This window comes from Runella defluvii (genome assembly GCF_014195535.1).
In the GTDB taxonomy this organism is placed as follows: domain Bacteria; phylum Bacteroidota; class Bacteroidia; order Cytophagales; family Spirosomataceae; genus Runella; species Runella defluvii.
Genome location: NZ_JACIBY010000013.1, coordinates 124,812 through 149,561, shown reverse-complemented (window position 1 = coordinate 149,561; position 24,750 = coordinate 124,812). Strand labels below are relative to the sequence as shown.

Below are 24,750 nucleotides of genomic sequence, written 5' to 3'. Positions count from 1 at the left end.
TTGGTAACTTTACGGTTTCGTTTTGCGTTACCAATTCATGGAGAACAATCAGCCTATTTTAACAGACATCGAACTCACAGGCCACGACCGCATTGAGGTTATGGGAGCCAGAGAACACAATTTAAAAAATATCGACGTTACCATTCCGCGAAATAAACTCGTGGTAGTGACGGGTATCAGCGGCAGTGGAAAATCGTCCCTTGCGTTTGATACCATTTACGCCGAAGGCCAACGCCGCTACATGGAGAGCTTTTCGGCCTATGCCCGTGGTTTTTTGGGCGACATGGAGCGCCCCGACGTGGACAAAATCGAAGGACTCAGTCCCGTCATTAGCATTGAACAAAAAACCACCTCGCGCAACCCCCGCTCTACGGTCGGGACGGTAACCGAAATCTACGACTTTTTGCGCCTTTTGTACGCCCGTGCAGGCGATGCTTACAGCTACGCCACGGGGCGACCCATGATTAAGCAGTCGCAAGACCAAATCATTGACCAAATTCTCGGTCAGTTTGAGAATCAAAAGTCTATCCTACTCGCCCCTGTCGTCAAAGGACGGAAAGGGCACTACCGCGAATTGTTTGTTCAAATTGCCAAACTAGGCTACACCAAAGTGCGGGTGGACGGTGAAGTGCAGGACATTACGCCCAAAATGCAGCTCGACCGTTACAAAATCCACGACATCGAAATTGTTATTGATAGGTTGATTCCAAAAACGGATGATCGTTTTCGATTGAGTCAATCGGTCGGAACCACCCTCAAACAAGGAAAAGGGGTAATGATGCTTTTGGACGCGAAAAACCAAGTGCATTATTTCTCCCAAAACCTCATGGATCCTGAGTCGGGAATCAGTTACGACGACCCTGCTCCCAACAGTTTTTCCTTCAACTCCCCTTACGGCTGGTGCCCTACGTGCCAAGGTCTAGGAGTGATTGAGGAAATTACGGAAGAAAGTATTTTGCCCGATAAAACCCTCAGTCTCAGCAAAGGCGCTATTGCTCCCATCGGCGAGTACCGCGATTTGTGGATTTTCAAACAACTTGAAGTATTACTCAAACCTTACAAAGTAAACCTCAATACCCCGATTGAGAAGTTTCCCGCTGAGGCCATTGACATTATGCTCAACGGCACCGACGAGCCTGTGCCCGTGCCTTCCAAAAAGTACGAAGGCACCGAGTGGAACACCAAATACGAGGGCATCATTCCGTTTTTGCGCCGTCAGCAAGAAAACGGAACGGAGAAAATTCAGGAATGGCTCAAGGATTTTATGCACATCAATACCTGCCCCGATTGCAAGGGAGCTCGTTTGAAAAAAGAAGCGCTTTGGTTTAAAATTGGGGATAAAAACATTGCCGAATTAGCCGAAGCTGATATTAGTGAATTGAGCCGCTGGATCAACGACGGACTGGAAGAGCGTATCACCGAACGTCAGCGGTTGATTGGCCGTGAAGTGCTCAAGGAAATTCGCAAGCGAGTTGGTTTTTTATTGGACGTTGGCTTGGATTATTTAACGCTCAACCGTCCTCTGAAAACCCTTTCGGGCGGGGAAGCGCAACGTATTCGTCTGGCTACGCAAATCGGGACGCAGCTTACGGGCGTGCTTTACATCATGGATGAACCCAGTATCGGATTGCACCAACGCGACAACGTTCGTCTGATTGATTCATTGAAAAAACTACGGGATTTGGGCAACACTGTCCTCGTCGTCGAACACGACAAAGACATGATGCTCGAATCCGATTATATCCTCGACATCGGCCCTGGCGCGGGACGCCACGGCGGACAAGTGGTAGGCCACGGAACTCCCGCTGAGTTTCTTGAGAACGGCTCTCTCACTTCCGACTTTTTGAGTGGACGCCGCGCCATCGAAATTCCTAAAAAACGCCGCGCAGGAAACGGTAATGCCATTGTGTTGAAAGGTGCAACGGGGCATAACCTCAAAAACGTAACGCTCAAACTTCCGCTTGGCAAAATGGTGAGCGTAACGGGCGTGAGCGGCAGCGGGAAATCTTCCCTCATTCACGAGACGTTGTTCCCGATTCTCAACCGCCATTTTTACAATTCAAAACGCGAACCGTTACCGTTTAAAAACATCGAGGGACTAGAGCATATCGACAAAGTAATTGAGGTGGACCAGTCACCGATTGGCCGCACGCCTCGCTCCAATCCTGCTACCTACACCAACTTATTTTCGGAAATCCGTACGTTGTTTGCCGAACTTCCCGAAGCCAAAATTCGTGGTTACAAACCTGGACGTTTTTCCTTCAACGTAAAAGGCGGCCGTTGTGAGGATTGCGAAGGCGCGGGAATGAAAAAAATCGAAATGGAGTTTTTGCCCGACGTTTACGTTGATTGTGACACCTGCAAAGGCAAGCGTTTTAACCGTGAAACGTTAGAAGTACGCTACAAGGGAAAATCCGTGGCCGATGTCCTCGACATGACGGTGGAACAAGCGCTGGAGTTTTTTGAAAGTATTCCCAAAATCCACCGTAAAGTTCAGACCCTCAACGACGTGGGCTTAGGATACATTACCCTTGGCCAACACGCCACTACCTTGTCGGGAGGGGAAGCACAGCGGGTAAAATTGGCCGAAGAACTTTCTAAAAAAGACACAGGCAAAACGCTCTATATTTTGGACGAACCTACGACGGGGCTTCATTTTCAGGACATTAAACATTTGCTTCATGTCTTAGACAAACTCGCCGACAAGGGAAACACGGTACTGATTATTGAGCACAACTTGGATGTCATCAAGGTATCAGACCACGTCATCGACCTTGGCCCCGAAGGTGGAAACGGCGGCGGGCGCATCATCGGCGAAGGCACACCAGAACAAGTAGCGAAGGTAAAGGAAAGCTTTACTGGGAAGTTTTTGAAGATGGAGTTGGAGTAATTTGTAATTTTGAAGAAAACCAATAAAGTTATGGAATCAACCTTTGTGTTACGCCGCGACGAACTGAATACCGAATTTATTGAGGTAATCAAAACGCTGTTTAAAAATCAACAGGAATTACAAATTACGGTTACCGCCTCGCACGATTTTGGGCTTAATGAACCTGAAAGCGCAGATGCTTATTGGACACGATTAAAAAAGGCCGCTGCCAATGTAGAATCAAGGACTCAGGTCGTAGAAGTTTCAGAGGATGAGCTAGATGACATGGCTAAGCGACTATTACAAAAATGAGAAAGTTGGTTTTTGATGCTGATGCCTTTGATGATTTTGCAGATTGGGGAATTTACAATCGCAATGTTTTCAAGCGCATTTATGAGCTTTTAAAAGATATTCGCAGACATCCCTTCGAAGGCATTGGAAAACCGGAGCCTTTGAAGGGGGATTTGAAAGGATATTGGTCTCGCAGAATAACTGATGAGCACCGTTTGGTATATAGAGTGGAATCTGATGAGCTTATTTTAATTATCTCCGTTAAAGGACATTACAGCGACAAATGAAGGTATGAAAAATCTCCTGAAAGATCCTAGATTAGTCATTAATGTTGTACTTACTGCTATTTGTGCCGTCGTTTTTCTTGGGTCTCTGATATTACACTATGGCAACCTCAAAGATACAGTTGCTGTTTCAGGTCCTCTTGGAGATACGTTTGGTGGACTATTCTCCCCTGTTATTGGACTCATAACCTTTGTCCTTGTTTATCGTACCTTTCAAGACCAACATTCCTCAAATAATCATTCCAAAAGTGCCACAGATCTTGATTTGTTATTAAAAGCTCTAGAAAGGCATTATCAGAATTTGGATATTGAGTACCCTGCTTCTTTCAAAGACCTTCATAATCCTGCTGATAAAACCACCATTCCAAATGTACTTGACATCTTTCTTTACACAGACGGGCAAGTATTTTTAAATAAGGTAATTGATAAACTTGGCAGCGTAGTGCTTTTAATTGATTCGACAACCACTTTTAACTTAACAAGTCAACATAAAGCATTCTTTTTAAATGAATCTAAGATTGTCCTGGGTCGCTTTTTTGAGTTGTATCACCCAACACTTCATCAAATTCAAGACAAGTTTAAAAACCTTCCAGAACAAGAAGAGCCTTTTTTAAATGATTACGTGAGAACAGAAAGAGGCTCTGACCTTGATCGTATTCCCTTTAACTCGAATATCAATTCTTACAGTAAGTTTCTACTGTCATATCACGAGTTAATTGAAAGACTCAAAACGTTAGACCTTATCCAAACTACTACAATTGAAACGGTTCCCGCAAAAGACTTCTTTGAACCTGACCCTATAAACTTCGACTTAGTCAACAAAATACGCCAAAAACCTCTATTTGATATAAAAATAACATCTCCCTCTTGAAATAGGCACTATTTTATATCACCTCCTATTTCCTCTTCTCCAACCCATCAATCCACTGCGTAATCAGCGCTACGCCTTCTTTGTGGATGCTCACTCGGCCAATTTCGGGCATCATTACGCCCGGGTGCACCGAATTCATGCGGTAGGTAAGAATGGATTCTTTTCCTTTGCCTGGGTTTATGTCAAATCGGTAAGGCCCTGCCCCCATCCCCGCTGCCACTGGCGATTTCAACACCCCCCAATGAAACGGGTCTTTTTCTTCGTAATTCAGGTACAAACCCGACGTAGAAGCGGGGCCATTGGCGTGGTGACAATGCCCACAGTTGACATCCAAATACGACCGCGCACGGTCATTGAGTGACGCCTTCGCCTCGTTCATGCCCACCAAAGGCACAATTTTAGCAATATCTTCTGCTTTGGCTTTTAGATACCCCACTTTTTGCCAACGTGCCAACTGGTTTTCTTTGCCGTCTTGGTAGGCAAGTTCGTGGTTCAACTGCTTGATTTTTGGCCCAATAGGCATAAAAACGTCCTTCCGATTGTGGCAGCTTTTGCACTGATTTTTGTTGGGAATGGCATAATTTATCTGGTGCATTTGCCCTGCTTCGTCTTTCCAGTTTACGGGAATCGTTTCACCCGTTATTTTGTAATCGGCTTCGGTTTGGTCGTCCTTCCAACGGTAGGGATAGGCTTTCCACGTTCCTTGGTCTTTTACCAACAGGCGCGTTTCAAGAATACGACGTTCGCCCGTCGGTTTGGAGAAATCTTGGGGATAGTAGAAATTTTTGACCAAAATTGTTTTATCAGGAAAATCCAACGGTTCGTTGGGCTGACTCACGTCAAACGTCGCCGATGTACCCTCGGGCATCCAAACAAAGCGTTTTTTAAAGGCATAATCGGTAAACAACGTCGCGGCAGGTTCGTATTCAAGTACGTTATCGTTGGGGGACAATTGCTTTAATTCTCCTTTATAAAAACCGTATTCTGAGAGTTTTTTAAGGGGAAATTCGCTAAAATTCAGTTGGGAAGGGTGCGCCGTTAAGCTGTTTTGAACCCTACAACTGTATAACCAACCTACTGTTATCATTACGAGCGATAACCAGATGAGTTTTGATTTAAACATAAAATTTAAAAACAGTTATTACAAGTTTTAAAAACCTTACAGGTTTAGGTTTTTCACGTCCGTTTTTACCTCTACATTACACGCCGCAAACGGCTTGACATCATTGAATACCTCAATTTCGGTGACTGCCCCACTGGCAGGGATTAAGAAGCGCGAAAAACGAAAATCTTTCTGGTTTTCTTTGATGCAAATATTCATCGGGTTTTGCTCCGCCGATTTTCCTTTTTTCTCGTCGATGATGCCATCATAAATCACATCTTGCGATTTAAAGCACTTCGCCGCCACCAATTTCCCCATTTCTTTGGTTAAGTCAGGCACCCCGAACGTTCGCTCAAAGGTATTGTCGTGTACCGATATATTCGTGGTAAATGGCGACCAACCTGGGTGGTTAGGAATGGGCAATTCGGTGATGTGATAACTTGCGATGGCAATTGAGTACGTCTTGTGATTCAAGATTTTATTATTAAAAATCTCCACCTCATTTCCTGCCAACACGATAATGCCACTTCCTGGAGGAATCATCGTTACGGCATTGCCATTTTGACCGTTGCTCACCTCGGCAAAGTTTTCGTGGTTGTTTTCTTTGAGCGTGTTGTTATATACTTTCGTACGCGAACCAAAAGCCTTGGGCAAACCTGGCAAATTGAAAATCAAAATTCCTCCCGTGTTGTTTTCGGCAAGGTTATTATACACTTCGGCATTGTCCGAATTTTCGATTTCGATACCCGCTACGTTTTCAAACACATAATTGTCGCGAACGATGATATTTTCCGATTGCCCCACGTAAATCCCCGCGTCGCGCGAGTGAGAAACTTCGCATTTTTCTACCAATACATTTTTGCACTGAACAGGATAAATGCCGTAAGTACCATTTTTAGAATTTTTATCATTGGTCCAAGTAGTGTTCACTGCCCGAAACGTGATGTTGTTGCAATGTTGCGTTTTGATGCAATCCCCAGGCGCATCCATGACGGTAAAATCTTGCAGCGTAATGCCATCGCCTGCGATTTTTACCCCTTCGCCTCCCGTTTTGATGTTTTTAAAGGACAACACCGTGTTATACATCCCTGCTCCTTTGATGGTTACTTTGTTGACTTTATCTAAAATCAACTGGGTATTCATTTCGTAAAAGCCTTCGGGAATTTCAATCGTTTCGCCTTCTTTTGCTTCAATAAACTTTGCAACCAGCGCCTCCATTTGCTCGGGCGTAGCTTTGGGCAAAGCGGCAATGTCTAGCTTACTTTTTTTGGTTTCTTTGGAACCACAGGCGGTCATCAAGACGGCTACCATGACAGCCCCGACGAGGGTTGTTAATAATTTCATGTACAGGTGAGAGGTTTATGGTTATTGGACAAAAGTACCGTCTTATTGGCAGACTGTTTCTTGACATTTGTCAAAAAATCATCGACTTACTCGTTTGGCGCGGATTCGGCTGAGGGTTTCACCGCTGATTCCTAAAAACGAGGCCACCATCGACAGCGGCACGCGCTGCAAAATTTGGGGTTTTTGTTCCATCAGATGCTGATAGCGTTCGGCAGCATTTTGTGTTTGTAGCTCTTTGATGTACGCATCGCTGTTCATCAAATAATGTTCCGCAATGATGCGTCCCAAACGTTCAATCTCGTGAAATTGGTCGTACAGTTGATACAAATCCGCGCGACTGACTTGAATCACTTTGGTAGGTTCAATGGCCTGAATCGCCGTGTGACTCGGTTGTTGGGAAATGAAACTTGGCAACGACACCGCAATGTCTTTTTCGAGTCCAAACCACACCACTACTTCTTCGGTTTGTTCATTGAGATAATATTCTCGAACGCATCCCTTTACCACAAACGAAATCACATCATTGACGCCATTCAACGGTACAATATGCTCACGTTTAGCGTATTGCCTCACTTTCAGAACGTCCGACAAAGCCGTTTTCGCCTCCACCGACAGCGGAATAAATGCTTCTAAATACGTAATAAAATCAAGTTCCGACTGCATAGAAAACCCTCCACAGATAACGGTTAACGAATAACAGTTAACGGCGCACAAGCGCCTAAAAATCAATTTGATAACTCAACACTGGCACAAAACCGTTTCCTGCGCGGCGTGCTTCGAGGGTATTGGTCGCGACGTTGTAGCTGGTGCTGGTATAATTGATGTAATTGGTCGCATTCTGGACATCGAGTGAAAGCACCGTTGCGTACTTTTTGCGGTTGGAACGGTACGAAACCCGCCCGTCAACGCGGAAATAAGCAGGCGCTTGGGCAGCATAATCAGCCCCTGCGAGCGGGACAAAACGCTTGGCTTTGGCCGATGCCACCACATCAATCGGGGTATATCGGTACCCGCCATTGTACATCGAACGAGCGCCTAGTTGGAATACCGAACCATTTTTAAACGTAAACTCTCGTCCGAACGTCAGCGCTGTGCTAAATCGGTCATTGAAAGCCGAATTATAGGTTTTTCCATCGGCGGTTTGGTAGGTCGAGTTAAACAACGAACCTGTGATAAGCAAGTAGTATTTTTTCGAGAAAAAGCGCTCGACCGACATATCTATTCCGTAGTTTTTTCCTTTGCCTTTCGCCACCGTTGTAAACTCAGGAAAGCCATCTGCGCCGTTAAGCATCCAATACGCCGAACCCGCATTGGGTTCTACAAGGACTTTGCGCAACAGTTGTAGGTACACTTCGGTCGAAAACTTCCACAAGCTTGGTGTGATGTAATTATAGCTCAAAATCAAATGATGTGACCGTGGGAAAGCAGCGTTTTGGTTGGGATAAGATTCCACAATTTTTCCCGCAATGGTGTCTTTTTTGAGGTAAAAATATGTACTCATCGGCAACAATTGGCTGTGAAGCCCGTATGCCAAGCTCACCGTATGCGCCTTGGGCGAACGGTATTGAAACGATAAGCGTGGCTCCAAAGAAGTTGTATTGTTTAACGCCAAGTACATCGAATGTAAGCCCGCATTCATTACTAATCGGTCGGTAAGGTTACGGACAATTTGCGCGTACGCTTGCACCGTTTGGGTCGTTCCTTTGCCATTGACCGACTGCTGACGACCCGCGTTGATGACATTAATATCGGTCACGGAAGCGCGCGGGGCGGTTTCTTTAAAGAACGAAAACTGAATATAATTGGCAATAAGCCCTGCTTTTAGGCGTGTTTTGGCATCAAATTTATAATTGTAAGCGGCAGTGGCGGCCAGTCGAAACTCATCGTACTGTTGGGTATCGTACCGAAACCGTACATCTTGCAAATTGAGCGTATCCGAGTTGCGTTTAATGCCACTTCCAATCACCGCTACTACGTATTTTATCGACGATTTTTCGCTGAGATTGGCCGTATGCGTCACGCCCAACGCCCCCATGTTGGCAGGTCGTACGCGGTCTTCCCAGTTATCGGCTTTGCCCACTATCCGTTTATCGGCGGGCTCTACGGGCATATAATGTTCTTCACTGAGACCTCCTAACCCGAAAACGGTCGTAGTACGTTTGCCATCTTTGCTATGAAAAGCCAAATTGAACGACAGGTCTTGAAAAAGGTTGGTGACGCGTTCGCCCACTAAATAAAAACCCATTTGGCTCAGCAGTCCCAACGTCGAATAACGGTAGTTAATAAGGTACGACGAACGTCCTTTTTTAATGGCTCCTTCGATCGAGAAATCGAGTCCCAGTACCCCGATTTTGGCGCGATATTCTCGTTTTTGTAGGTTTCCTTCCCGAAAACGAATATCAAAAGCCCCCGACAAGGCATTCCCGTATTCGGCGGGCATTCCTCCCGTAAAGAAATCGGATCGCCCGAGAAGTTGGGCACTAAACACCGAAATCCCACCGCCCCCCGAACCAGGCTGGGCAAAGTGATTGGGATTGGGAATATCGATACCTTCCAAACGCCACAGAATACCAAAAGGAGAATTGCCTCGCACAATGATTTTATTCTCGTTTTCGTCACGCCCTGCTTTTACGCCTGGATACGCCAACGCCATCCGCCCAGGGTCGTTGACCGACGCAGGGATGCGCTCGGTTTCTTCCACCGTAAACGAACGCGCACTGACATACGCGAGGTCGTTGACAGGCCGACTGAGGTTTTGCGCCGACACAACTTTTACTTCTTGTAAATTGTATAGATTTTCTTTCAATTCGATGTTCAATACCACCTCTCGAACTGAGTTCAGGATAAACTCTTCCGTTGTAAAATCCTCATAACCAACCATCGAACACTTCACCGACGTACGACCAATGCGCACATTTGGCAGCACAAACTCACCCAAGGTATTGGTTTGGGCTCCCTGCGTTGTCCCCACTACCATCACCGATACACCCACCATCGGTTGCCGATTGACACGGTCAATCACTCGTCCACGCACGGTTTGGGTTTTGGTTTGTGCCACTATACCAAAACAGTGGCTCAGTATCAATAAACAAGCTAGAAGATAGTGGTTTCGCATAGGGTAATGGATGACTTATTGAACAAAGGTTGTGAGAAAGTTAATTTTTATTGGGTCTCCATACAACCGAAGGGAAGCAACTGAAGTACAATTTAAATTCAAAAATGTCAGTAAGTACTTAATTACTTTCCCCGCTGCCGAAAGCTCAAACTTTCGGCAGCGCGAATCTTTTTACTTCTTTGCTTGCTTCTCACCTTTCACCGACCGCAGGTACTTGACCAAATCCAGCACTTCCTGTTCCGACAGGTTGTCGAACAAACCGACGGGCATCAACGATGTCGGCATTACTTCCCGCGACTGAATGGCGGATTTGTTGACAACCACAGCATCTTGCCCAACAACGCGCATCGTCAACTGACGCTCGTTTTCGGCAATGACGTTGCCTGAGTACGTGCGCCCGTCGCGGGTAGTGACGACGACGAGTTTGTAATCGTCCTGAATTTCGCCGCTGGGGTTCAGCACGTTGAACAATAAGTAGTCGAGGCTGGCGCGGTTGGAGCCTGTCAAATCGGGGCCAATGTTGCCGCCTTTTCCGTACATTTTGTGGCAGCTTCCGCACGTCCGCTGAAACACCGCCTCACCCTTCACGGGATTGGCCGTCGCAACGGCTTTTTCGGTAATCATGCGCTGGTACTTGGCGTACGATTTTTCCAGCGATGGCTCCTGCTCAATCGGCCCCCACACTTCGATGAACCCGCTACCGACTACCCGCAGCAACTGTCGTGCGGCATACGGCGGCACGTCCCGCTTGGGGATGACCTGATTTTTAAGAGCTTGCGTTAACTGCCAGCCGTATTTTGGCCGCGACGAAAGGGTCTGAATGGCCTGTTGTTTTTCGGTCGCCGTAAAGTCTTTGTAATTCGAAATCAACAACTTCGCCAGCGGTTCTTTGTCATAATCGGCAATGGCACGAATCACGTCCAAACGCAGTTTTGGTTCGTTGAGCAAGGCGGGAATTTCGGCCACCAGTTCCTCGCGCTTACGGACGGCAATGGCCTGCAACGCCTGCTGACGCTGCACCAACGGCGCATTTTTGTTTTTGAGCGTCACCATCGACTTCTGCGTGGCCTCGGTATCGCCAAAACGCTGAGCAATCTGTAACGCCAATTGGGCGGTTTCACCCCCGCTTTGTTTGAGTTTAGCGTACAACCCCGACCAGTTGGCAGGCGCTTTGAGGTCAAAACGGCCTTCCAGCCCGTCCCGCATCCCTTCCAGCATACTGACAACATTGAGCTTTGGCAAAGTTCCAGACTTTGCCAAAGCTCCCACTACGCTTTCTGGCGCATTGGCATCAATCAACCGACGGGCTACGTATTTTGAAACCAGCGGAATTTGCGCCTGAGCGGCCAACTCCAGCACCCTTTGCGGGTTGGTTTTTACCAGTGGTTCCAGTCCGAACCAAATCATTTTAGGCAAATTGTGGTCTTCGTTGTCTTCGCCGTGACGGGACAATTGCTCCGCTATTTTCCACGCCGTTTCAGTATCTACCCGCTGCATGGCCGATGCCAGATACAACCGAACGACGGGTGAAGGATCGTCTTTGGCCATTTTTGCAAATGCGGCCAATGCCGCCGAGCTGGGGGCTTTGTCTTCGCACAACAACTGAATCGCCCACGCCCGAACGTATTCATCCTTATCCGCCAGCGATGCCTGTAAATCGTTGGCTGACAACCGGTTGGTCACGTACAACGCCCACATCCCCCGAAGACGAAAATCAGGATTGGCGTTTTGTTGAAAAATCGTCTGGAGTTCCGTCACCGCATCGGCAGCGATGCTTCCTTTGACGGCGCGTGACTGAAGAATCACCCGTGCACGGCGCGCATGCCAATCGCTCGGGCTGGTTTGCAGGGCGGCAAGTTGTTTATCCGTTAGTTTTGACAAATCATCGTAGCGGCCGTCCCAGTTTTTGGCCAGTGATTCTTTCGGCATAATGCGAAAAATTCGCCCCGTTTCGCCGTTCACCACTTCCTTACCGCAAATGTCGGCATCGTGCCAGTCGAGCACATACAGCCCGCCGTCAGGCCCGACTTCCATGCTGAATCCCACCCACTGAGCGTTGTTTGCCATCAGGAGTTCGTCACCGTGTTTGGCCACAAACCCTGACCCGCGCGGCACCAGCACATCCGATAAAACGGCGTGTTCGTGGATGTTGGCCATAAAAATACGCCCCTTATGCTCCTCAGGAAATGCGTCCGACTGATACACCCGCGCCCCGCCGTGAGCCGAGCGGTGGCTGTGGTCGGCAATGGTTCGTATGTCGCTGTACATGTAAGGGTTAAAATGCTGCCCCCCCTGACGGTGGTAAATTCCGCCTAAAATGATGTGCCACATGTGCGGAATCACGCAGGCGCTGATAAACAGCTGCCCTTTGGCGTTGTAGTCTATTCCCCACGGATTGCTGAACCCGTGCGCTACCACTTCAAATTTATCTTTAGTCGGGTGATAACGCCACACCCCGCCGTTGATGTCCACGCCTTCCCCTTGCAATAAGTCTTCGGGGAACGGGTCTTTGTGGCGATACAGTTTGCCTTTTCCCGTCGGTTTACGCACCTTCGACGGGGTTGCAAATCCCTGACAACCGTACAACCAGCCATCGGGTCCCCAATGCAAGCTGTTCAGGGTTTCGTGACGGTCGCGAATGCCCCAGCCCGTTAAGCGCACCTCAATATCGTTCATGTCGGCCACGTCGTCGTGGTTGCGGTCGGGTACAAAAAGCAGGTTTGGCGGAGCACCCAGATACAGCCCGTCGAAACCCACCGCCATGGCCGCAGGAAAGGCAATGCCTTCCAGAAACACCTTTTTGGTATCAGCCACGCCGTCGTGGTTGGTATCTTCCAGAATCAAGATACGGCTGTTCCCTGCGTTGGAAAAACCACTTCCGCGCGATTCATAATCGCGGTTTTCGGCCACCCACAAGCGACCACGGTCGTCCCAGCAAAAGGCCATTGGCTGCGTCATCATCGGTTCCGACGCCCACGTATTTACCTTGAAACCCTCCTTCAACGTCATGTTGGCAATAGCTTCTTCGGGCGTCAGAAATTTAGCGTCGCGGCCTTCCTGCTGCGCAATGCCCCACAACGAATACATCATTTCCTGTCCGCTGTAGTCGCTCCACGTGTTGTTCATTTTCACGTCGTTGAGCTCGCCCGTATAAATCACCAGCTGGTGTTTAATCACTTCCACTTTCCCTTTCGGAATCTGCCAGTCGCTCAGGCGTGCCTTGGCAGGGCCAATTCCCAGCTGACCGTCCACCCGCCAATGCTGCGGAAAGCCTTTGTTTTCGGGGTGATCTAGTATGGCGATATGCGCCCAGTCGGAACGACCTTCAATCTGCATACCTACATCAACCCAGCCCGCACGCTGCCCCTCAGCCTTCTCGTTTTTCTGGCGAGCCGCATTAATTACCTCTCCTTTAATGCCCTGCTTCCACGGCATCCGTACAAACAGCCCGCCGTAGTCGTACTTACCGATGGTCACATCGGTTTGGGCTTCTCCTGCCCATTCCAAATCCAGCAAATAGCGGCCATCCTGTTCGCGCATCACCCACGTCTGGGTTTCGGTCAGTACGGCGTTGCCTTTTTCGTCGAGCAGGTCATACACCGTTTCCCATTTCACTTCCGTGCCCTGTGCTTTGATGACTTTGGCCGAAACTTTACGCCAATAATCGCCTTCGGGATGATGGAAATAATCGCGGCCGTTGACCCGCGTAAATCCCCAGTAAATCCCCGTTTGGTGTTTGTGATGACCAGGGCTGTACTCCGTCAAAACCCCCTTACCATCGGGCGCCACGATGGGGTGCAGATAAGGTCGGTGGTCGGGTTTTACATTTTGTACCAAAATCGGCTGCTTTATACCTAAACGAGCCACCGAAATGGTTGAATTTTTTGAGTCGTAAACAGCATGTAATACCGACTTTTTTGGCGGAATTTTCAACTGTTGTTTTTCCTTTGGAACGAATGCCATTCCTACTAATAAACATAAAATGAATCCCAAAAACGCAGATAATCTCTTCATATCTATTGAATTAAGCCTATTTATTCTTAAAAGCATTCAAATACAAAATGTTCCTTTTACAAATCATTGTTATTTTCAAACAATTGATTTAATATAACGCTACTTTTTAGGTGGCTCAAAAATGAGGCATATACCAAAGTCAAGACGTAACTCATAAAAAACCACTTTAACAAAGTAGAAATTATTGACCTCAACACTACTCTAATCCATCATGCTGCTATTCTCTACCAGAAAAGTTATTACAACTTTACTCTTGCTCATTATTGCCTATTCTGCCGTCATTGCCCAACAACTCACAGGGCGCGTGTATGAAAATCAAACAGGCAAGCCTCTCATCGGAGCCCAAGTCACAGTCGAAGGACTTGATGTCTCAGCCCCGACAAGGCGCGACGGAAGGTACAGTATCCCCGTCAGTCGAGGTGAGTATTTTGTCCGAGTTACAATGCCAGGCTACGTCACCTACCGCACCCTCATTCGTTTTGGCGTTGTCGATTATCAACTCAACATCTCCATGCGCGTTTCTAGCGACCTTACGCAGGAAGAAACCGAAGTCGGCACGCGCGACGCCAATACCCGTACGTACACCGACACCCCCGTGGCCATCGACAACCTCAAGATTGAGCAGTTTGCCGATGCCTTTGGGCAGTTAGATTTGAGTCAACTACTCCATTTTGTACTCCCTTCGTTCAACTCCAACCGCCAGTCGGGTTCGGATGGTGCCGACCATGTTGACCCGTCGGTATTGCGGGGGCTTGGACAAGACCAAGTTTTGGTACTTATCAATGGTAAACGTAAGCACCAAGCTTCGCTTATTTACTTGTTTGGAACCACAGGTCGTGGCAACACCCCTACCGACCTCAACACCATTCCAGTAGCGGCGATTGACCGCGTCGAAATATTACGCGATGGCGCCAGTGCCCAGTACGGTTCGGATGCCATTGCGGGCGTTATTAACATTGTACTGAAATCTAGCACCAATGGACTAAAAGTCAATACCAACCACAGCATTACCGACCAAGGAGATGGCTTTTCTCAAAACTACAGTTTACACTACGGGAAAGCACTTAAAAACGACGGCTTTTTTGATGTAACCGCCGACTACATGGGCCGTGGTCGCTTATACCGCCCCTCTTATAGTGCCTATAGCGAAGTGCCACGTGCCAAGTTTGGCGATGCCAAAGTGAACAGTTATAGTGTGTATTTTAACACTGAAGCGCCTTTTAACCGTCAGAAAAAACTGTTTTTCTATGCTTTTGGCGGTATTCAATCACGTGGTACGGATGCGAATTCTTGGACGTATGAGGCCGACAACGAACGGAACATCAAAGCGATTTATCCCAATGGTTTTGAACCCCGTATTTTGTCACAAATTTGGGATGGAACGTTTTCCGTGGGCGTAAAAACCAAAACCAACAATGCATGGAACTTTGACATCAACAATACCTTTGGCCAAAACCAAATGCACTATACCGTTGCCAATACCCTCAACGCTTCGTTGGGAGCAAACTCGCCCCGTTCGTTTGATGCAGGCGGCTTTGGGTTATTGCAAAACGTGACAGGAGCGCACCTAACACGCAAATTTCGAAATGGCCTGCGTACAACCCACGTAGCGTTGGGCACCGAATTACGGGTTGAAGACTATTACGTGTTTGCAGGTGAAGAAGCTTCTTGGAAAAAATACCCCAACGCCGCTGATTTGCCTGGCGGCGCTCAGACATTCCCAGGCTATCGGCCCGACAACGAAGTGAATGCAGTCCGTACCAATTTGGGCGCTTATGCCGACCTAGAAACCGACCTTACACGCTCGCTGTTGGCCACTTTTGCGACTCGTTTTGAGCGTTATAGCGATTTTGGAAATGCCCTCAATGCCAAAGTTTCGTTTCGACTGAAAGTAAATGAAACCTTCGCCCTCAGAGGATCAGCCAGTACGGGATTCCGCGCGCCTTCGTTGGCCCAATCGCATTTTAGCTCTATTTTCAACGACGTGGTAGATGGAGCCTCTTTTGAAAAAGTATTGGCCGCCAACAATAGCTCCATTACGCGCGCGCTTGGGGTCCAACCTCTCAAGCAAGAAACCGCCATTAACGCCAGTGCAGGTGCTGTTTTTAAGCCCAATACCAACTTTAGCCTAACCGTGGATGGTTATTATGTATCAGTCAAAAACCGTATTTTGTTGACAGGCGATTTTAGCGAAGACGACCCCGACCTTGCCAAATACCTCAAACCTTTGGACGTAAAATCGGCCTTATTTTTTACCAACGCCCTGAGTACACAAAGTTATGGGGTGGACATTGTGGGAACGGCTTTTTCAGAAATTGGCGAAAAAGGGAAGCTCGAAACGATGTTTTCCATGAATTACAACCACCTTTCTTTGGGAAAAATCAACACAACGGCGTCTTTGGCAGGAAAAGAAGAGTACTATTTTTCGGAACGTGACCAGTCTTACGTTTTATATGCTGCGCCAAAATATAAATTCAACCTGACCTTTGCGCTTCAACAACCCAAGTTTAATGCGAACCTTCGTTTTATTGGGTTTTCTAAAATTGACATCAAAAGCCACGGCCAAGACGACCAAGGGAATTACATCTCAAACATCTACAACGCCCGTGTTATTTCTGATGCCTCCGTCGGCTTTTTGCTCAAAAAAGGGACTCGGTTAATCATCGGCTGCTCTAACCTACTTGGCACTTATACCAACAACCACAACCCCAACGAAAGCGAAACGGGAGGCATGTACGAATCTGTACAGATGGGCTACGTAGGTCGCTCTTTCTTTGGTAAACTTCGGTTTAATTTCTAATTCCAACAACGGTACTTCAAGCAGTGAGCAATGGCTTGAAGTACCGTTACAAGCTTTGTGATAAGGCCACATACTCAGCAATGAGCGTCCAACAATGCGCTTCACACTCCCAACGCATTTGCACCAGTGGCGACTTGGCCCATCGGTAAAGCCAAGGATGTTCGTAGGCCGTCAACAAACCCGCAATAAAAAAGTAAAACCCTTCAAAGTCGGCCTTTGTCAAGGTTGACAAATCACGGCTCACGGTTATCCCTTCCGTCCCCCCTAAGCGTATCAATGATGTTTTTAACACAATTTCGTCCAAAATCGGTTGTTTTTGGGTCAACAACTGCTGCGTATCTGCCATCAATTTTTCCCGAATGGGTTCCAACGCTGGAACGACAAAAGCACCCATAAGCCGAGCTACGTGGTAAATAATCGGAACCGTTCTTGGGTATTCGTGGGCACAGCGAAACGGCTCCTCAAGGTATCGATTTGTTTCAATAACCGACCGAATGTAGGTCAAGCTATCCTCGTCGTGTCGATTGAGCGGAAGTTGGTATTCATAAATACAATACATCAAATTGGCCAACACACAAGCGTCAAATTCGATGTACATATTTTTTCCAAACCACGTGGAATACGCCCGTAAATTCCGATAATCGGCGTAGGTATTCTTCACCTGTAGTTTCGTGAGGTTCGCGTGTAAAATCAGCTTCTCTTTTAGCCATTTTACCTCTTCGTTGGTAGGCGATGAAGTCAGATAAATCATGGCTGTATCGTCCACGTCATCGGGAATCCGAAAATGTTCGAATCGGCGAAATAAATAGCCATTTGGAAAATGATTAGACGGCCGTGTTTTCCAAAAATTATACGTTTTCAAGCCATCTTTGTTCCGAAAAAGCGGGTACGTTTTTAACGCTTTTTCTTCCATTACTTCCACCTGTTGTTGGGCTTTCTTGGGTAGCGTTGATTTTATTTTTTGTAGTGTAAACACAACAACGGCCGTAAAAAACACCGTCGTATCTGGCCTTACGTACCCAATTGAGCGGTTGACGCGCTGGGCTGGAAAAAGCCCTTCATCAAAACATCCTTCCCCTTTCGACTGCAAAGCCGCAATTTTTCCGATGATTCTCTCCAGTAGTTCTGCGCTAGTTAAATCCATGTACGAATATCGCAAAATCTTTTTCACCAAAAACATTGGCACCAAATCCCAACTGTAAATCAGCGATTTAAAAGTTTGGCACGGAGTTTGATAGACCCTAATCAAGTAACCTTAATCCATACAATAAAATGAAAAAAGTATATACATCGGTTGTTGCTATGCTCATCGCAGGTATGAGTTTTGGCCAGCAAACTTTTATTTTATCACACATCGACCACCGTGGTTTTATCAACCTTTCAGGAGGTATCAGTATGCCTGTAAAGTCGCTCATGAAAGGCGACCCCACAGCACCTTCGGACGTATCAGCGCTGCGTGGTACTTCTATGCAAATCACAGGCGGCTATCGTCTTACGCGCCGTTTGGGGGTGGTAGGTTCGTTTACCAATTGTTTAAATGAATCAAGTACCCAAAAGCTAGTTCAAAATATCCAAACAAGTCACTCTGGAGGAAGTTGGAGTGTTACAGGAGGTACTTGGAACTGCTCGCACTTCATGGTAGGCCCTTACATGACTTTGTCCAAAGGGCTTTTGATGTTTGATGCCCGCGTCACAGGTGGTTATTCTTGGATTGAGCGTCCATCGACAGAACTCAAAGGGCAGTTTTATGATGTACCTTTGACCATCAAAACCTCCCAGACCAAAAGCGGTTCGTTTTCTGTAGGTGCTGGTAGCAGCATTCGCGTGAAAGTAACTCGCAATTTTGCCCTCGCCGTCCATGCCGACTACATCAGCACGCGTGCGTCGTACAACAACCTCACCAGCACCCTCACCATCGGTGAAGATAAGGTAGATGACAAAATCAGAGAAGTACACCCAATAGGTTTATTGAGCTTTGGAGGAGGTTTAAGTTTACTCTTCTAATTTTGGGTTTTACATAACCATAAAAAAACTCCCTCAGGCATGTACCGAGGGAGTTTTTTTATGCGTAGGTCTAATGTATTATCCTTTGCGTTTCAACACGATACCCGCCAACGGTGGAATCGTAATTAAAGCCGACTGTTCCCGTCCATGCCACTTGATAGGCTCGGCCTCAATCGGCGTCGCATTGCTCACGCCACTACCAAAATACGCAGTCGAATCGCTGTTAAACACCTCTTCCCAACTACCCGCCGCAGGAACACCTATGCGGTATTGATACTGTGGCGTTGGCGTCATGTTGAGCACTACCACTATGGTGTCGCTTGGATTGATGCCTTTGCGCATATAAATCACAATCGAGTTGTCCCGGTCTTGGGCATCTATCCATTCAAACCCTTCGGGTGAGAAGTTGTAATCGTGTAAAGCTGGCTGACTACGCAGTGTTTGGTTGAGGGCCTTCATGCAGGCTTTCATACCTTGGTGCGAGCCATGGTTGAGCAAATGCCAGTCGAGCGACTGCTGGAAATTCCATTCGCGTTCTTGTCCAAACTCCCCACCCATGAATACTAGCTTCGTTCCTGGGTGTGTGTACATGTACGTAAACAACAAACGGAGGTTGGCAAAGCGTTGCCAATCATCCCCTGGCATTTTTCCAATCAGCGAACCTTTACCATACACCACTTCATCGTGCGAAAGTGGCAACATAAAGTTTTCGGAGAAGGCATAAACCAAACTAAACGTGATTTGGTCTTGGTGCCAACGACGATACATTGGGTCTTTTTCAAAATACTTCAAGGTATCGTTCATCCAGCCCATCATCCACTTCATACCAAAGCCTAAACCGCCCAAATACACAGGACGAGAAACGCCAGGGAAGGCCGTCGATTCTTCGGCAATGGTTTGAACATCGGGGAACTCTTTGTAAACCGCTTCGTTCATTTCGCGCAAGAGCGAAATTGCTTCCAAGTTTTCACGGCCTCCAAATTCGTTAGGAATCCATTCTCCGTGTTTGCGTGAGTAGTCGAGGTACAGCATCGACGCCACGGCATCCACCCGCAAACCATCGGCGTGGTAGCGTTCCAGCCAGAACAAGGCATTAGAAATCAAAAACGAGCGCACTTCGTTGCGGCCGTAGTTAAAGATATAGCTCTTCCAGTCGGGATGGTAACCCTTGCGTGGGTCGGCGTGCTCATAGAGGTGTGTTCCGTCAAAATTGTACAACCCGTACGCATCGCCTGGGAAGTGAGAAGGTACCCAGTCCATCAACACCCCAACCCCTGCTTCGTGAAGCTTTTCAATCAAGTACATCAAATCTTGCGGCGCTCCCATGCGCGACGCACACGAGAAATAGCCTGTGATTTGGTAGCCCCACGACGGCGGATAAGGCGCTTCCATGATGGGCATAAACTCTACGTGGGTAAAGCCCATTTCCTTGACGTAAGGCACCATGGCATCGGCAATCTCGCGGTAATTAAGGAACCGTTCGGGATCGGCGGGGTCGCGCATCCATGAACCCAAATGCACTTCATAGACCGACATCGGCGCATTGAGGGCATTGTTTTTCCGACGGTCGCGCATCCACGCCTCATCTTGCCATTCGTACCACGTATCCCAAACCACCGAAGCCGTCTTGGGCGCCACTTCGCACCACAAAGCAAACGGGTCGGCTTTTTCGAGGTCTTGGCCGTGGTTATTGGAGTGAATAAAGTATTTGTAAACTTCGCCACGACCAATATTCGGGATAAACCCTTCCCAAATACCTGAGCCATCCCAGCGAGCGCTTAGTGGGTGGCTTCCACGGTTCCAGCCGTTAAAATTTCCAATCACCGAGACGAAACGCGCATTGGGAGCCCATACTGCAAAGTACGTACCAATGACACCTTTGAACTCGACGACGTGCGAACCGAGTTTTTCGTACAGTTTGTAGTGCTTTCCTGATTTAAAAAGGTAAATATCAAATTCGGAAAACAGGGAATATTCTTCAACATTTTTCAACTCCACCGCTATTTCGGCAGTTTCTGCTGCTTCTACAACGGGTTCGGCTTTCTTGCGCGTTTTTTTAGGGACAGAGGGTTCGGCTACAACTTCTTTTTTTGTTTTGGTTGATTTTGCCATAATATTGAGCTTAGAGTTGGTTCACTATAGGTTATATGCCGCAAAATAGATTTTTTCGAGCCATAATTGTACTATTAAGTTTAAAAAATCTTTTTCCAATTAAAATACTCCCCCTATCTCTTTAACGGGCTACCTACACAAATGGATTTTTTTGACATCAATAACATCTTTTTTGAGGCATTAGGCTACCAAATGAGCCACCTCGAATTTTGGGCAACCATCACTGGCGGCGTGGCAGTTTGGCTCTCAGCCCGTGAAAATGTGTGGAGCTGGATCATTGGCTTGGTCAATGTCGTACTGGCTTTTGTGTTGTTTTATCAGATACAATTATATCCCGATATGTTTTTGCAGGTATTCTTTTTCATTACCAACCTCATCGGATGGTGGCAATGGAAATACCCGCAAGCAGCAGAAGCCAACCTCAAAAACGAACTTAGAATTAGCAAATTATCGGTGCAACAATGGCTTTTTCTGGGCGTCGGTGGGCTTATCTGTACGGTACTGTTAGGCACTTTTGCCAAAAATTTGCACGGATTATTTCCTACCTTATTTAGTCAGCCCAGCGCGTTTCCTTACATGGATTCTTTCACTACGGTGATGAGCATTGTTGCTACTTTTATGCTCATTCGCAAAAAAATTGAAGCGTGGTACGTGTGGCTCTTGATCGATGCCATTTCTACCTACATGTATTCGCTCAAAGACGTGAAGCTGTATGCTTTGCTTTACTTTGTTTTCTGTTTTATCGCCGCTTTTGGGGCTTACAACTGGACAAAGGAATACCGAAATTATTCCAAATAGAGCCAATAATTACTGGGAATTTTTTTGGGCAACGGCCACCGCAAAATCAATCGCTTGGTGCATAGGAGCTTCGTCCACATGGTCAATGGTATCTTCTGGGCGGTGAATATTGGGCATGGTTCCCTCGGCGTCTAAGGCCGAAAGCGTCATGCAAGGAATTCCCGCCCTGACAAACCAAGCGGAGTCAAAATCAGCCGTATGCCAATCTCCTACGGCTATCTCTTTAAATTGGGGCTGGGTTTCAATCAATGCCAATGCCGTTTTTGTTAGGTCATTGTTGTATTCAATCAACGACAAACTACCCGTTTTTGTAATGACATTCAACTGGCCATTTCCCAATGTATCGAAGTTGATGAGGTAATTTTGGCGACTTTTATCAAACTTTTTCTGAAAGTAATGATAGGCTCCTATCATGCCTGCCTCTTCGGCGTTGGTCAGTACGACTTCTATCTCCGCATCTTTCAGTAACGCCTTCAATTTCTCCGCAGTTGCCAACGCAGCCACTACGCCCGTGGCGTTGTCACTCGCACCGTTGGTAAACCCTTTTTGCCAAAAACCTATTGTCCCCAAAATGGCTTGCCCCAGAAAATAAGTGACTAACAACACCCGAATCACCAGTAAATACTGGTTTTGGGGCAAATGATAACTTAACCCTACCACAGGAACCGCCAAAGCCATCAAAACCATACTTGCTCGAATGGAATTGCGGAAACCATCTTTGGTTTGGCGTCGGTACAAAAAAGAGACAGGAGCAGAGTCGAAATGTGCCATCAAAATCACTTTTTGACCATTGGCTTTTTTTCCATAACGCCCAATCACGTTCTCGGCACGTACCAAAGGCGGGGCGTATAGCAGCCAAGAGGGACGCCAATCGAAGTAAAGAACACCATTGACCGCAGATATGGCTACCAACAATACAGAAACCAACCCCCACCACTGCACACTCAACAGCCCAAGCGCCAAAACCCCAATCAGCCAATAAACAATAGGAACATAAGTCGCGGGGGTTTGAAATGTTTGTTTTTCGACGGTAAAGCCAATTTTTTGAAGGGTTTCGGCAATCAGGGTCGCCGTTTTTGTGTTTGAGCTACTACCAACACCACGGTGCGAAAAAGCCGTGAGCTGTCGTAAAAGTGAGGATGTTTGTAAAGCCATTCGTACTGGGGGCTAGTTGAAACGTCGTTTAGGAGCAAGGTTGTATCGGATACCTACACCAGTGGTAAAGCCCGCTCCTTTGGAGACAAACCTTGCTTTATCGGTGGGTTCTTGGTTATTTTTAATCGCCACTTCCATCTGCGCAATGTTCATCATACCGAACATTTGGCGAGCATACATGCTCAATGTCCAGCGGCGTGACAATGCCCAATGAATGCCTGCGTTGAGTTCGGCATTTATCGAATGTTGGCGAACCACCCCAACCGAACCTGAATACGCCAACGAATCAGTCCACGTATGCCCACGCGACGTGATTAGGCCACTAAACTTAGTAAAATTATAGGGTGTATTAGAACGAACGTATTGTAACCCTGCACCGAGGTGTGCTTCCAGTTTATCATGAAAAACCCGTACTCGCCAATTGGCACGAATAGGAATACTCAAGAAACGAAAGGAGTTGGTTCCAATGACCCGGTCGGTTTGGTATAGATAAACAAGATTGAGCGGTAAAGCATACGCCCCCGTTTCTACCGAAAAATAAGGGTTCAAGATTCTTCCTACTTTGAGGCCGTAGATGGGCATAATCCCCGACCCTCCCGAGCTATATTTCTGGAGTTCTCCCGCCACCATGCGGGTTTGACTACTTAAAATACCAACGTCGGCACCTACGTACCAGTGTCCTCTAAAAAGGCGGTTTTGGCAAAATCCTGACGACAACGAAAACCACCACAACAATCCAGCAAGCGCGTAACCGTGTTTCATGGGCAGGGAGGGTTAAAATTCTGAATCTGTGGCTAATATACGAAAATGTCAGATGCTTTTCAAGCAAAATCGGTCAAACAAAGGTTTGCATACCTTTATTTGACCGATTTTTGTTTGTAGAGTCCCAGTCAGACGATAGTCAGACTGAATGCTAAAATCGTAGGTTCGGTCTGACTGTCGTCTGACCAAGTATTAAAACCAACCTGAACCCAAGTTGCGGAAAGGCCAAGGAATCGACAAGAAAATAACGACCAATGCGATTAAGTAAAACGTAAACACTTTTGCGTGGTTTCCTTTTTTCCCTTGGGCGTTGCCGACCGTAATAAGGGCTACGGCAATAAGCATCCCAACGAGGTGTTCAACGGCATAGAAGCGATAAAATTTATCGCTCATCATATCAAATCGTACTTTCACACCAATGTTCATGAAGTACAAAATCAAACCGATAAGTAATTGTGTATGCGTCGCAATCATGGCAAACAAATACACTTTAGAATACGGGGCATTGCTTTCACTTTTCTTACCGAATGCTGTAATAATAGCCGCTATCAAAAGCCCTAATACAACATATCGCAAGCCTGAATGTGCACGAACGAGAATTTCCATTTGGGATTGGGTTGTTTAAAGTGGCGAGCCACTGTTATTTGTTAATTGTTGACTAAATACCAGACTTTCAACTATTTCACAAAAATTGAAAGGGTTGTTGACTCATATACGCCCAAGTTTGCATCCCGAACATTTTCCATGATAGGTCGTAAAGCACAGGTAGCTTCGTCGATGCAGTCGTCGCATTTTACATAAAAATGCAAAGACACACACGGCGTTGGGGCAATGGGACCATCAATAACCCGAATCACTTGCGCAAAATTGACACGTTCTGGATCAACTCTCAGCATGTACCCTCCGCCTTTGCCTTTTTGGCTTGATAAAATACCGTGATTACGCAATTCCAACAGAATAGCCTCTAAAAACTTCTTAGGTATATTTTCGCGCTCTGCAATATGAGAAATAAGCACTGGGCCTTTGCCGTGCTCTTCGGTCAAAACTTTCAAAGCTTTGAGGGCGTATTTGGCTTTTTTAGAAATCATGAGTTAATCATTATGGTTGAGGGTTATAAACGAAAAAGACTTTTTTGCAAATTTAGTCGATTTGAACAATAGATTATCATGTTCAACTCATATTTTTTACGACTTTTTTCAATAGTCTATTAAATTTGAGTACATTACACT

The 24,750-nt window shown here is 46.8% G+C and carries 18 protein-coding genes; 7 read left to right on the top strand and 11 right to left on the bottom strand.

The genetic code is table 11. From position 1 onward, the window contains the following. The first annotated feature begins 37 nt into the window (after nt 1-37). Genes uvrA through FHS57_RS24515 form a run of 4 tightly spaced genes read left to right on the top strand, consistent with a single transcriptional unit; the run spans nt 38 to nt 4,315 of the window. On the top strand, nt 38-2,890 hold the full coding sequence (uvrA, locus tag FHS57_RS24530; RefSeq protein ID WP_183978326.1) for an excinuclease ABC subunit UvrA: 2,853 nt from the start codon (nt 38-40) through the stop codon (nt 2,888-2,890). 30 nt (nt 2,891-2,920) lie between these two features. Next, nucleotides 2,921-3,181, top strand: coding sequence for a hypothetical protein (locus FHS57_RS24525; RefSeq protein WP_183978324.1), 261 nt, complete (start codon nt 2,921-2,923; stop codon nt 3,179-3,181). Continuing rightward, nucleotides 3,178-3,447 (top strand): Txe/YoeB family addiction module toxin, encoded by a 270-nt coding sequence (locus FHS57_RS24520; protein ID WP_183978322.1) that lies wholly within the window; start codon nt 3,178-3,180, stop codon nt 3,445-3,447. The genes FHS57_RS24525 and FHS57_RS24520 overlap by 4 nt, the downstream gene beginning before the upstream one ends. 4 nt (nt 3,448-3,451) lie before the next feature. Next, nucleotides 3,452-4,315: a hypothetical protein gene (locus FHS57_RS24515; RefSeq protein WP_183978320.1), complete on the top strand. Its 864-nt coding sequence runs from the start codon at nt 3,452-3,454 to the stop codon at nt 4,313-4,315. Nucleotides 4,316-4,340: 25 nt separating this feature from the next. On the opposite strand, the gene FHS57_RS24510 is transcribed toward FHS57_RS24515, so the two are convergent. From FHS57_RS24510 to FHS57_RS24490, 5 genes are all read right to left on the bottom strand, one after another. After that, a complete protein-coding gene (locus tag FHS57_RS24510) occupies nt 4,341-5,438 on the bottom strand; it encodes an SO2930 family diheme c-type cytochrome (RefSeq protein WP_183978318.1) in 1,098 nt (365 codons plus the stop codon). A gap of 36 nt (nt 5,439-5,474) precedes the next feature. Next, nucleotides 5,475-6,761, bottom strand: coding sequence for a parallel beta-helix domain-containing protein (locus tag FHS57_RS24505; protein WP_183978316.1), 1,287 nt, complete (start codon nt 6,759-6,761; stop codon nt 5,475-5,477). Nucleotides 6,762-6,839: 78 nt separating this feature from the next. After that, a complete protein-coding gene (locus FHS57_RS24500; RefSeq protein ID WP_183978314.1) occupies nt 6,840-7,424 on the bottom strand; it encodes a Crp/Fnr family transcriptional regulator in 585 nt (194 codons plus the stop codon). 55 nt (nt 7,425-7,479) lie between these two features. Further along, nucleotides 7,480-9,819 (bottom strand): TonB-dependent receptor, encoded by a 2,340-nt coding sequence (locus FHS57_RS24495; protein ID WP_221225722.1) that lies wholly within the window; start codon nt 9,817-9,819, stop codon nt 7,480-7,482. A gap of 228 nt (nt 9,820-10,047) precedes the next feature. Then, a complete protein-coding gene (locus tag FHS57_RS24490; RefSeq protein ID WP_229601443.1) occupies nt 10,048-13,890 on the bottom strand; it encodes a PVC-type heme-binding CxxCH protein in 3,843 nt (1,280 codons plus the stop codon). Between the two features lie 211 nt (nt 13,891-14,101). Here FHS57_RS24490 and FHS57_RS24485 point away from each other — a divergent pair, with 211 nt between their 5' ends. Further along, entirely contained in the window at nt 14,102-16,690 is a 2,589-nt protein-coding gene (locus tag FHS57_RS24485) for a TonB-dependent receptor (RefSeq protein WP_183978311.1), read from the top strand. 46 nt (nt 16,691-16,736) lie between these two features. Here the strand turns inward: FHS57_RS24485 and FHS57_RS24480 are convergent, their stop codons facing one another. Beyond that, a complete protein-coding gene (locus tag FHS57_RS24480) occupies nt 16,737-17,834 on the bottom strand; it encodes a hypothetical protein (RefSeq protein ID WP_183978310.1) in 1,098 nt (365 codons plus the stop codon). 128 nt (nt 17,835-17,962) lie between these two features. Between FHS57_RS24480 and FHS57_RS24475 the strand changes: the two genes are divergently transcribed. Continuing rightward, on the top strand, nt 17,963-18,694 hold the full coding sequence (locus FHS57_RS24475; RefSeq protein WP_183978309.1) for a hypothetical protein: 732 nt from the start codon (nt 17,963-17,965) through the stop codon (nt 18,692-18,694). Between the two features lie 78 nt (nt 18,695-18,772). On the opposite strand, the gene glgB is transcribed toward FHS57_RS24475, so the two are convergent. Continuing rightward, the gene (gene glgB, locus FHS57_RS24470) at nt 18,773-20,806 is read right to left on the bottom strand and encodes a 1,4-alpha-glucan branching protein GlgB (protein ID WP_183978308.1); all 2,034 of its coding nucleotides are present in this window, start codon (nt 20,804-20,806) and stop codon (nt 18,773-18,775) included. Nucleotides 20,807-20,947: 141 nt separating this feature from the next. On the opposite strand from glgB, the gene pnuC reads away from it, so the two are divergent. After that, the gene (gene pnuC / locus FHS57_RS24465; protein ID WP_183978307.1) at nt 20,948-21,604 is read left to right on the top strand and encodes a nicotinamide riboside transporter PnuC; all 657 of its coding nucleotides are present in this window, start codon (nt 20,948-20,950) and stop codon (nt 21,602-21,604) included. A 9-nt stretch (nt 21,605-21,613) separates the two neighbouring features. On the opposite strand, the gene FHS57_RS24460 is transcribed toward pnuC, so the two are convergent. The 4 genes from FHS57_RS24460 to FHS57_RS24445 all read right to left on the bottom strand — a co-directional run bounded on the left by FHS57_RS24460 (nt 21,614) and on the right by FHS57_RS24445 (nt 24,609). After that, entirely contained in the window at nt 21,614-22,759 is a 1,146-nt protein-coding gene (locus FHS57_RS24460; protein ID WP_183978305.1) for a M28 family metallopeptidase, read from the bottom strand. Nucleotides 22,760-22,771: 12 nt separating this feature from the next. After that, a complete protein-coding gene (locus FHS57_RS24455) occupies nt 22,772-23,521 on the bottom strand; it encodes a hypothetical protein (protein ID WP_183978303.1) in 750 nt (249 codons plus the stop codon). Between the two features lie 192 nt (nt 23,522-23,713). After that, on the bottom strand, nt 23,714-24,127 hold the full coding sequence (locus tag FHS57_RS24450) for a cytochrome B (protein WP_183978301.1): 414 nt from the start codon (nt 24,125-24,127) through the stop codon (nt 23,714-23,716). A 71-nt stretch (nt 24,128-24,198) separates the two neighbouring features. Then, nucleotides 24,199-24,609 carry an RrF2 family transcriptional regulator gene (locus FHS57_RS24445; protein ID WP_122932518.1) on the bottom strand — a complete coding sequence of 137 codons (411 nt, stop codon included), beginning with the start codon at nt 24,607-24,609 and terminating at the stop codon, nt 24,199-24,201. Nucleotides 24,610-24,750: the final 141 nt, after the last annotated feature.

What these genes read in the sequence shown, in the direction of transcription:
- FHS57_RS24455 (WP_183978303.1), bottom strand. Translation starts at nt 23,521, where the DNA reads ATGAAACACGGTTACGCGCTTGCTGGATTGTTGTGGTGGTTTTCGTTG.
- FHS57_RS24500 (WP_183978314.1), bottom strand. Translation starts at nt 7,424, where the DNA reads ATGCAGTCGGAACTTGATTTTATTACGTATTTAGAAGCATTTATTCCG.
- FHS57_RS24520 (WP_183978322.1), top strand. Translation starts at nt 3,178, where the DNA reads ATGAGAAAGTTGGTTTTTGATGCTGATGCCTTTGATGATTTTGCAGAT.
- FHS57_RS24480 (WP_183978310.1), bottom strand. Translation starts at nt 17,834, where the DNA reads ATGGATTTAACTAGCGCAGAACTACTGGAGAGAATCATCGGAAAAATT.
- glgB (WP_183978308.1), bottom strand. Translation starts at nt 20,806, where the DNA reads ATGGCAAAATCAACCAAAACAAAAAAAGAAGTTGTAGCCGAACCCTCT.
- FHS57_RS24525 (WP_183978324.1), top strand. Translation starts at nt 2,921, where the DNA reads ATGGAATCAACCTTTGTGTTACGCCGCGACGAACTGAATACCGAATTT.
- FHS57_RS24450 (WP_183978301.1), bottom strand. Translation starts at nt 24,127, where the DNA reads ATGGAAATTCTCGTTCGTGCACATTCAGGCTTGCGATATGTTGTATTA.
- uvrA (WP_183978326.1), top strand. Translation starts at nt 38, where the DNA reads ATGGAGAACAATCAGCCTATTTTAACAGACATCGAACTCACAGGCCAC.
- FHS57_RS24510 (WP_183978318.1), bottom strand. Translation starts at nt 5,438, where the DNA reads ATGTTTAAATCAAAACTCATCTGGTTATCGCTCGTAATGATAACAGTA.
- FHS57_RS24460 (WP_183978305.1), bottom strand. Translation starts at nt 22,759, where the DNA reads ATGGCTTTACAAACATCCTCACTTTTACGACAGCTCACGGCTTTTTCG.
- FHS57_RS24515 (WP_183978320.1), top strand. Translation starts at nt 3,452, where the DNA reads ATGAAAAATCTCCTGAAAGATCCTAGATTAGTCATTAATGTTGTACTT.
- FHS57_RS24475 (WP_183978309.1), top strand. Translation starts at nt 17,963, where the DNA reads ATGAAAAAAGTATATACATCGGTTGTTGCTATGCTCATCGCAGGTATG.
- FHS57_RS24505 (WP_183978316.1), bottom strand. Translation starts at nt 6,761, where the DNA reads ATGAAATTATTAACAACCCTCGTCGGGGCTGTCATGGTAGCCGTCTTG.
- pnuC (WP_183978307.1), top strand. Translation starts at nt 20,948, where the DNA reads ATGGATTTTTTTGACATCAATAACATCTTTTTTGAGGCATTAGGCTAC.
- FHS57_RS24485 (WP_183978311.1), top strand. Translation starts at nt 14,102, where the DNA reads ATGCTGCTATTCTCTACCAGAAAAGTTATTACAACTTTACTCTTGCTC.
- FHS57_RS24490 (WP_229601443.1), bottom strand. Translation starts at nt 13,890, where the DNA reads ATGAAGAGATTATCTGCGTTTTTGGGATTCATTTTATGTTTATTAGTA.
- FHS57_RS24445 (WP_122932518.1), bottom strand. Translation starts at nt 24,609, where the DNA reads ATGATTTCTAAAAAAGCCAAATACGCCCTCAAAGCTTTGAAAGTTTTG.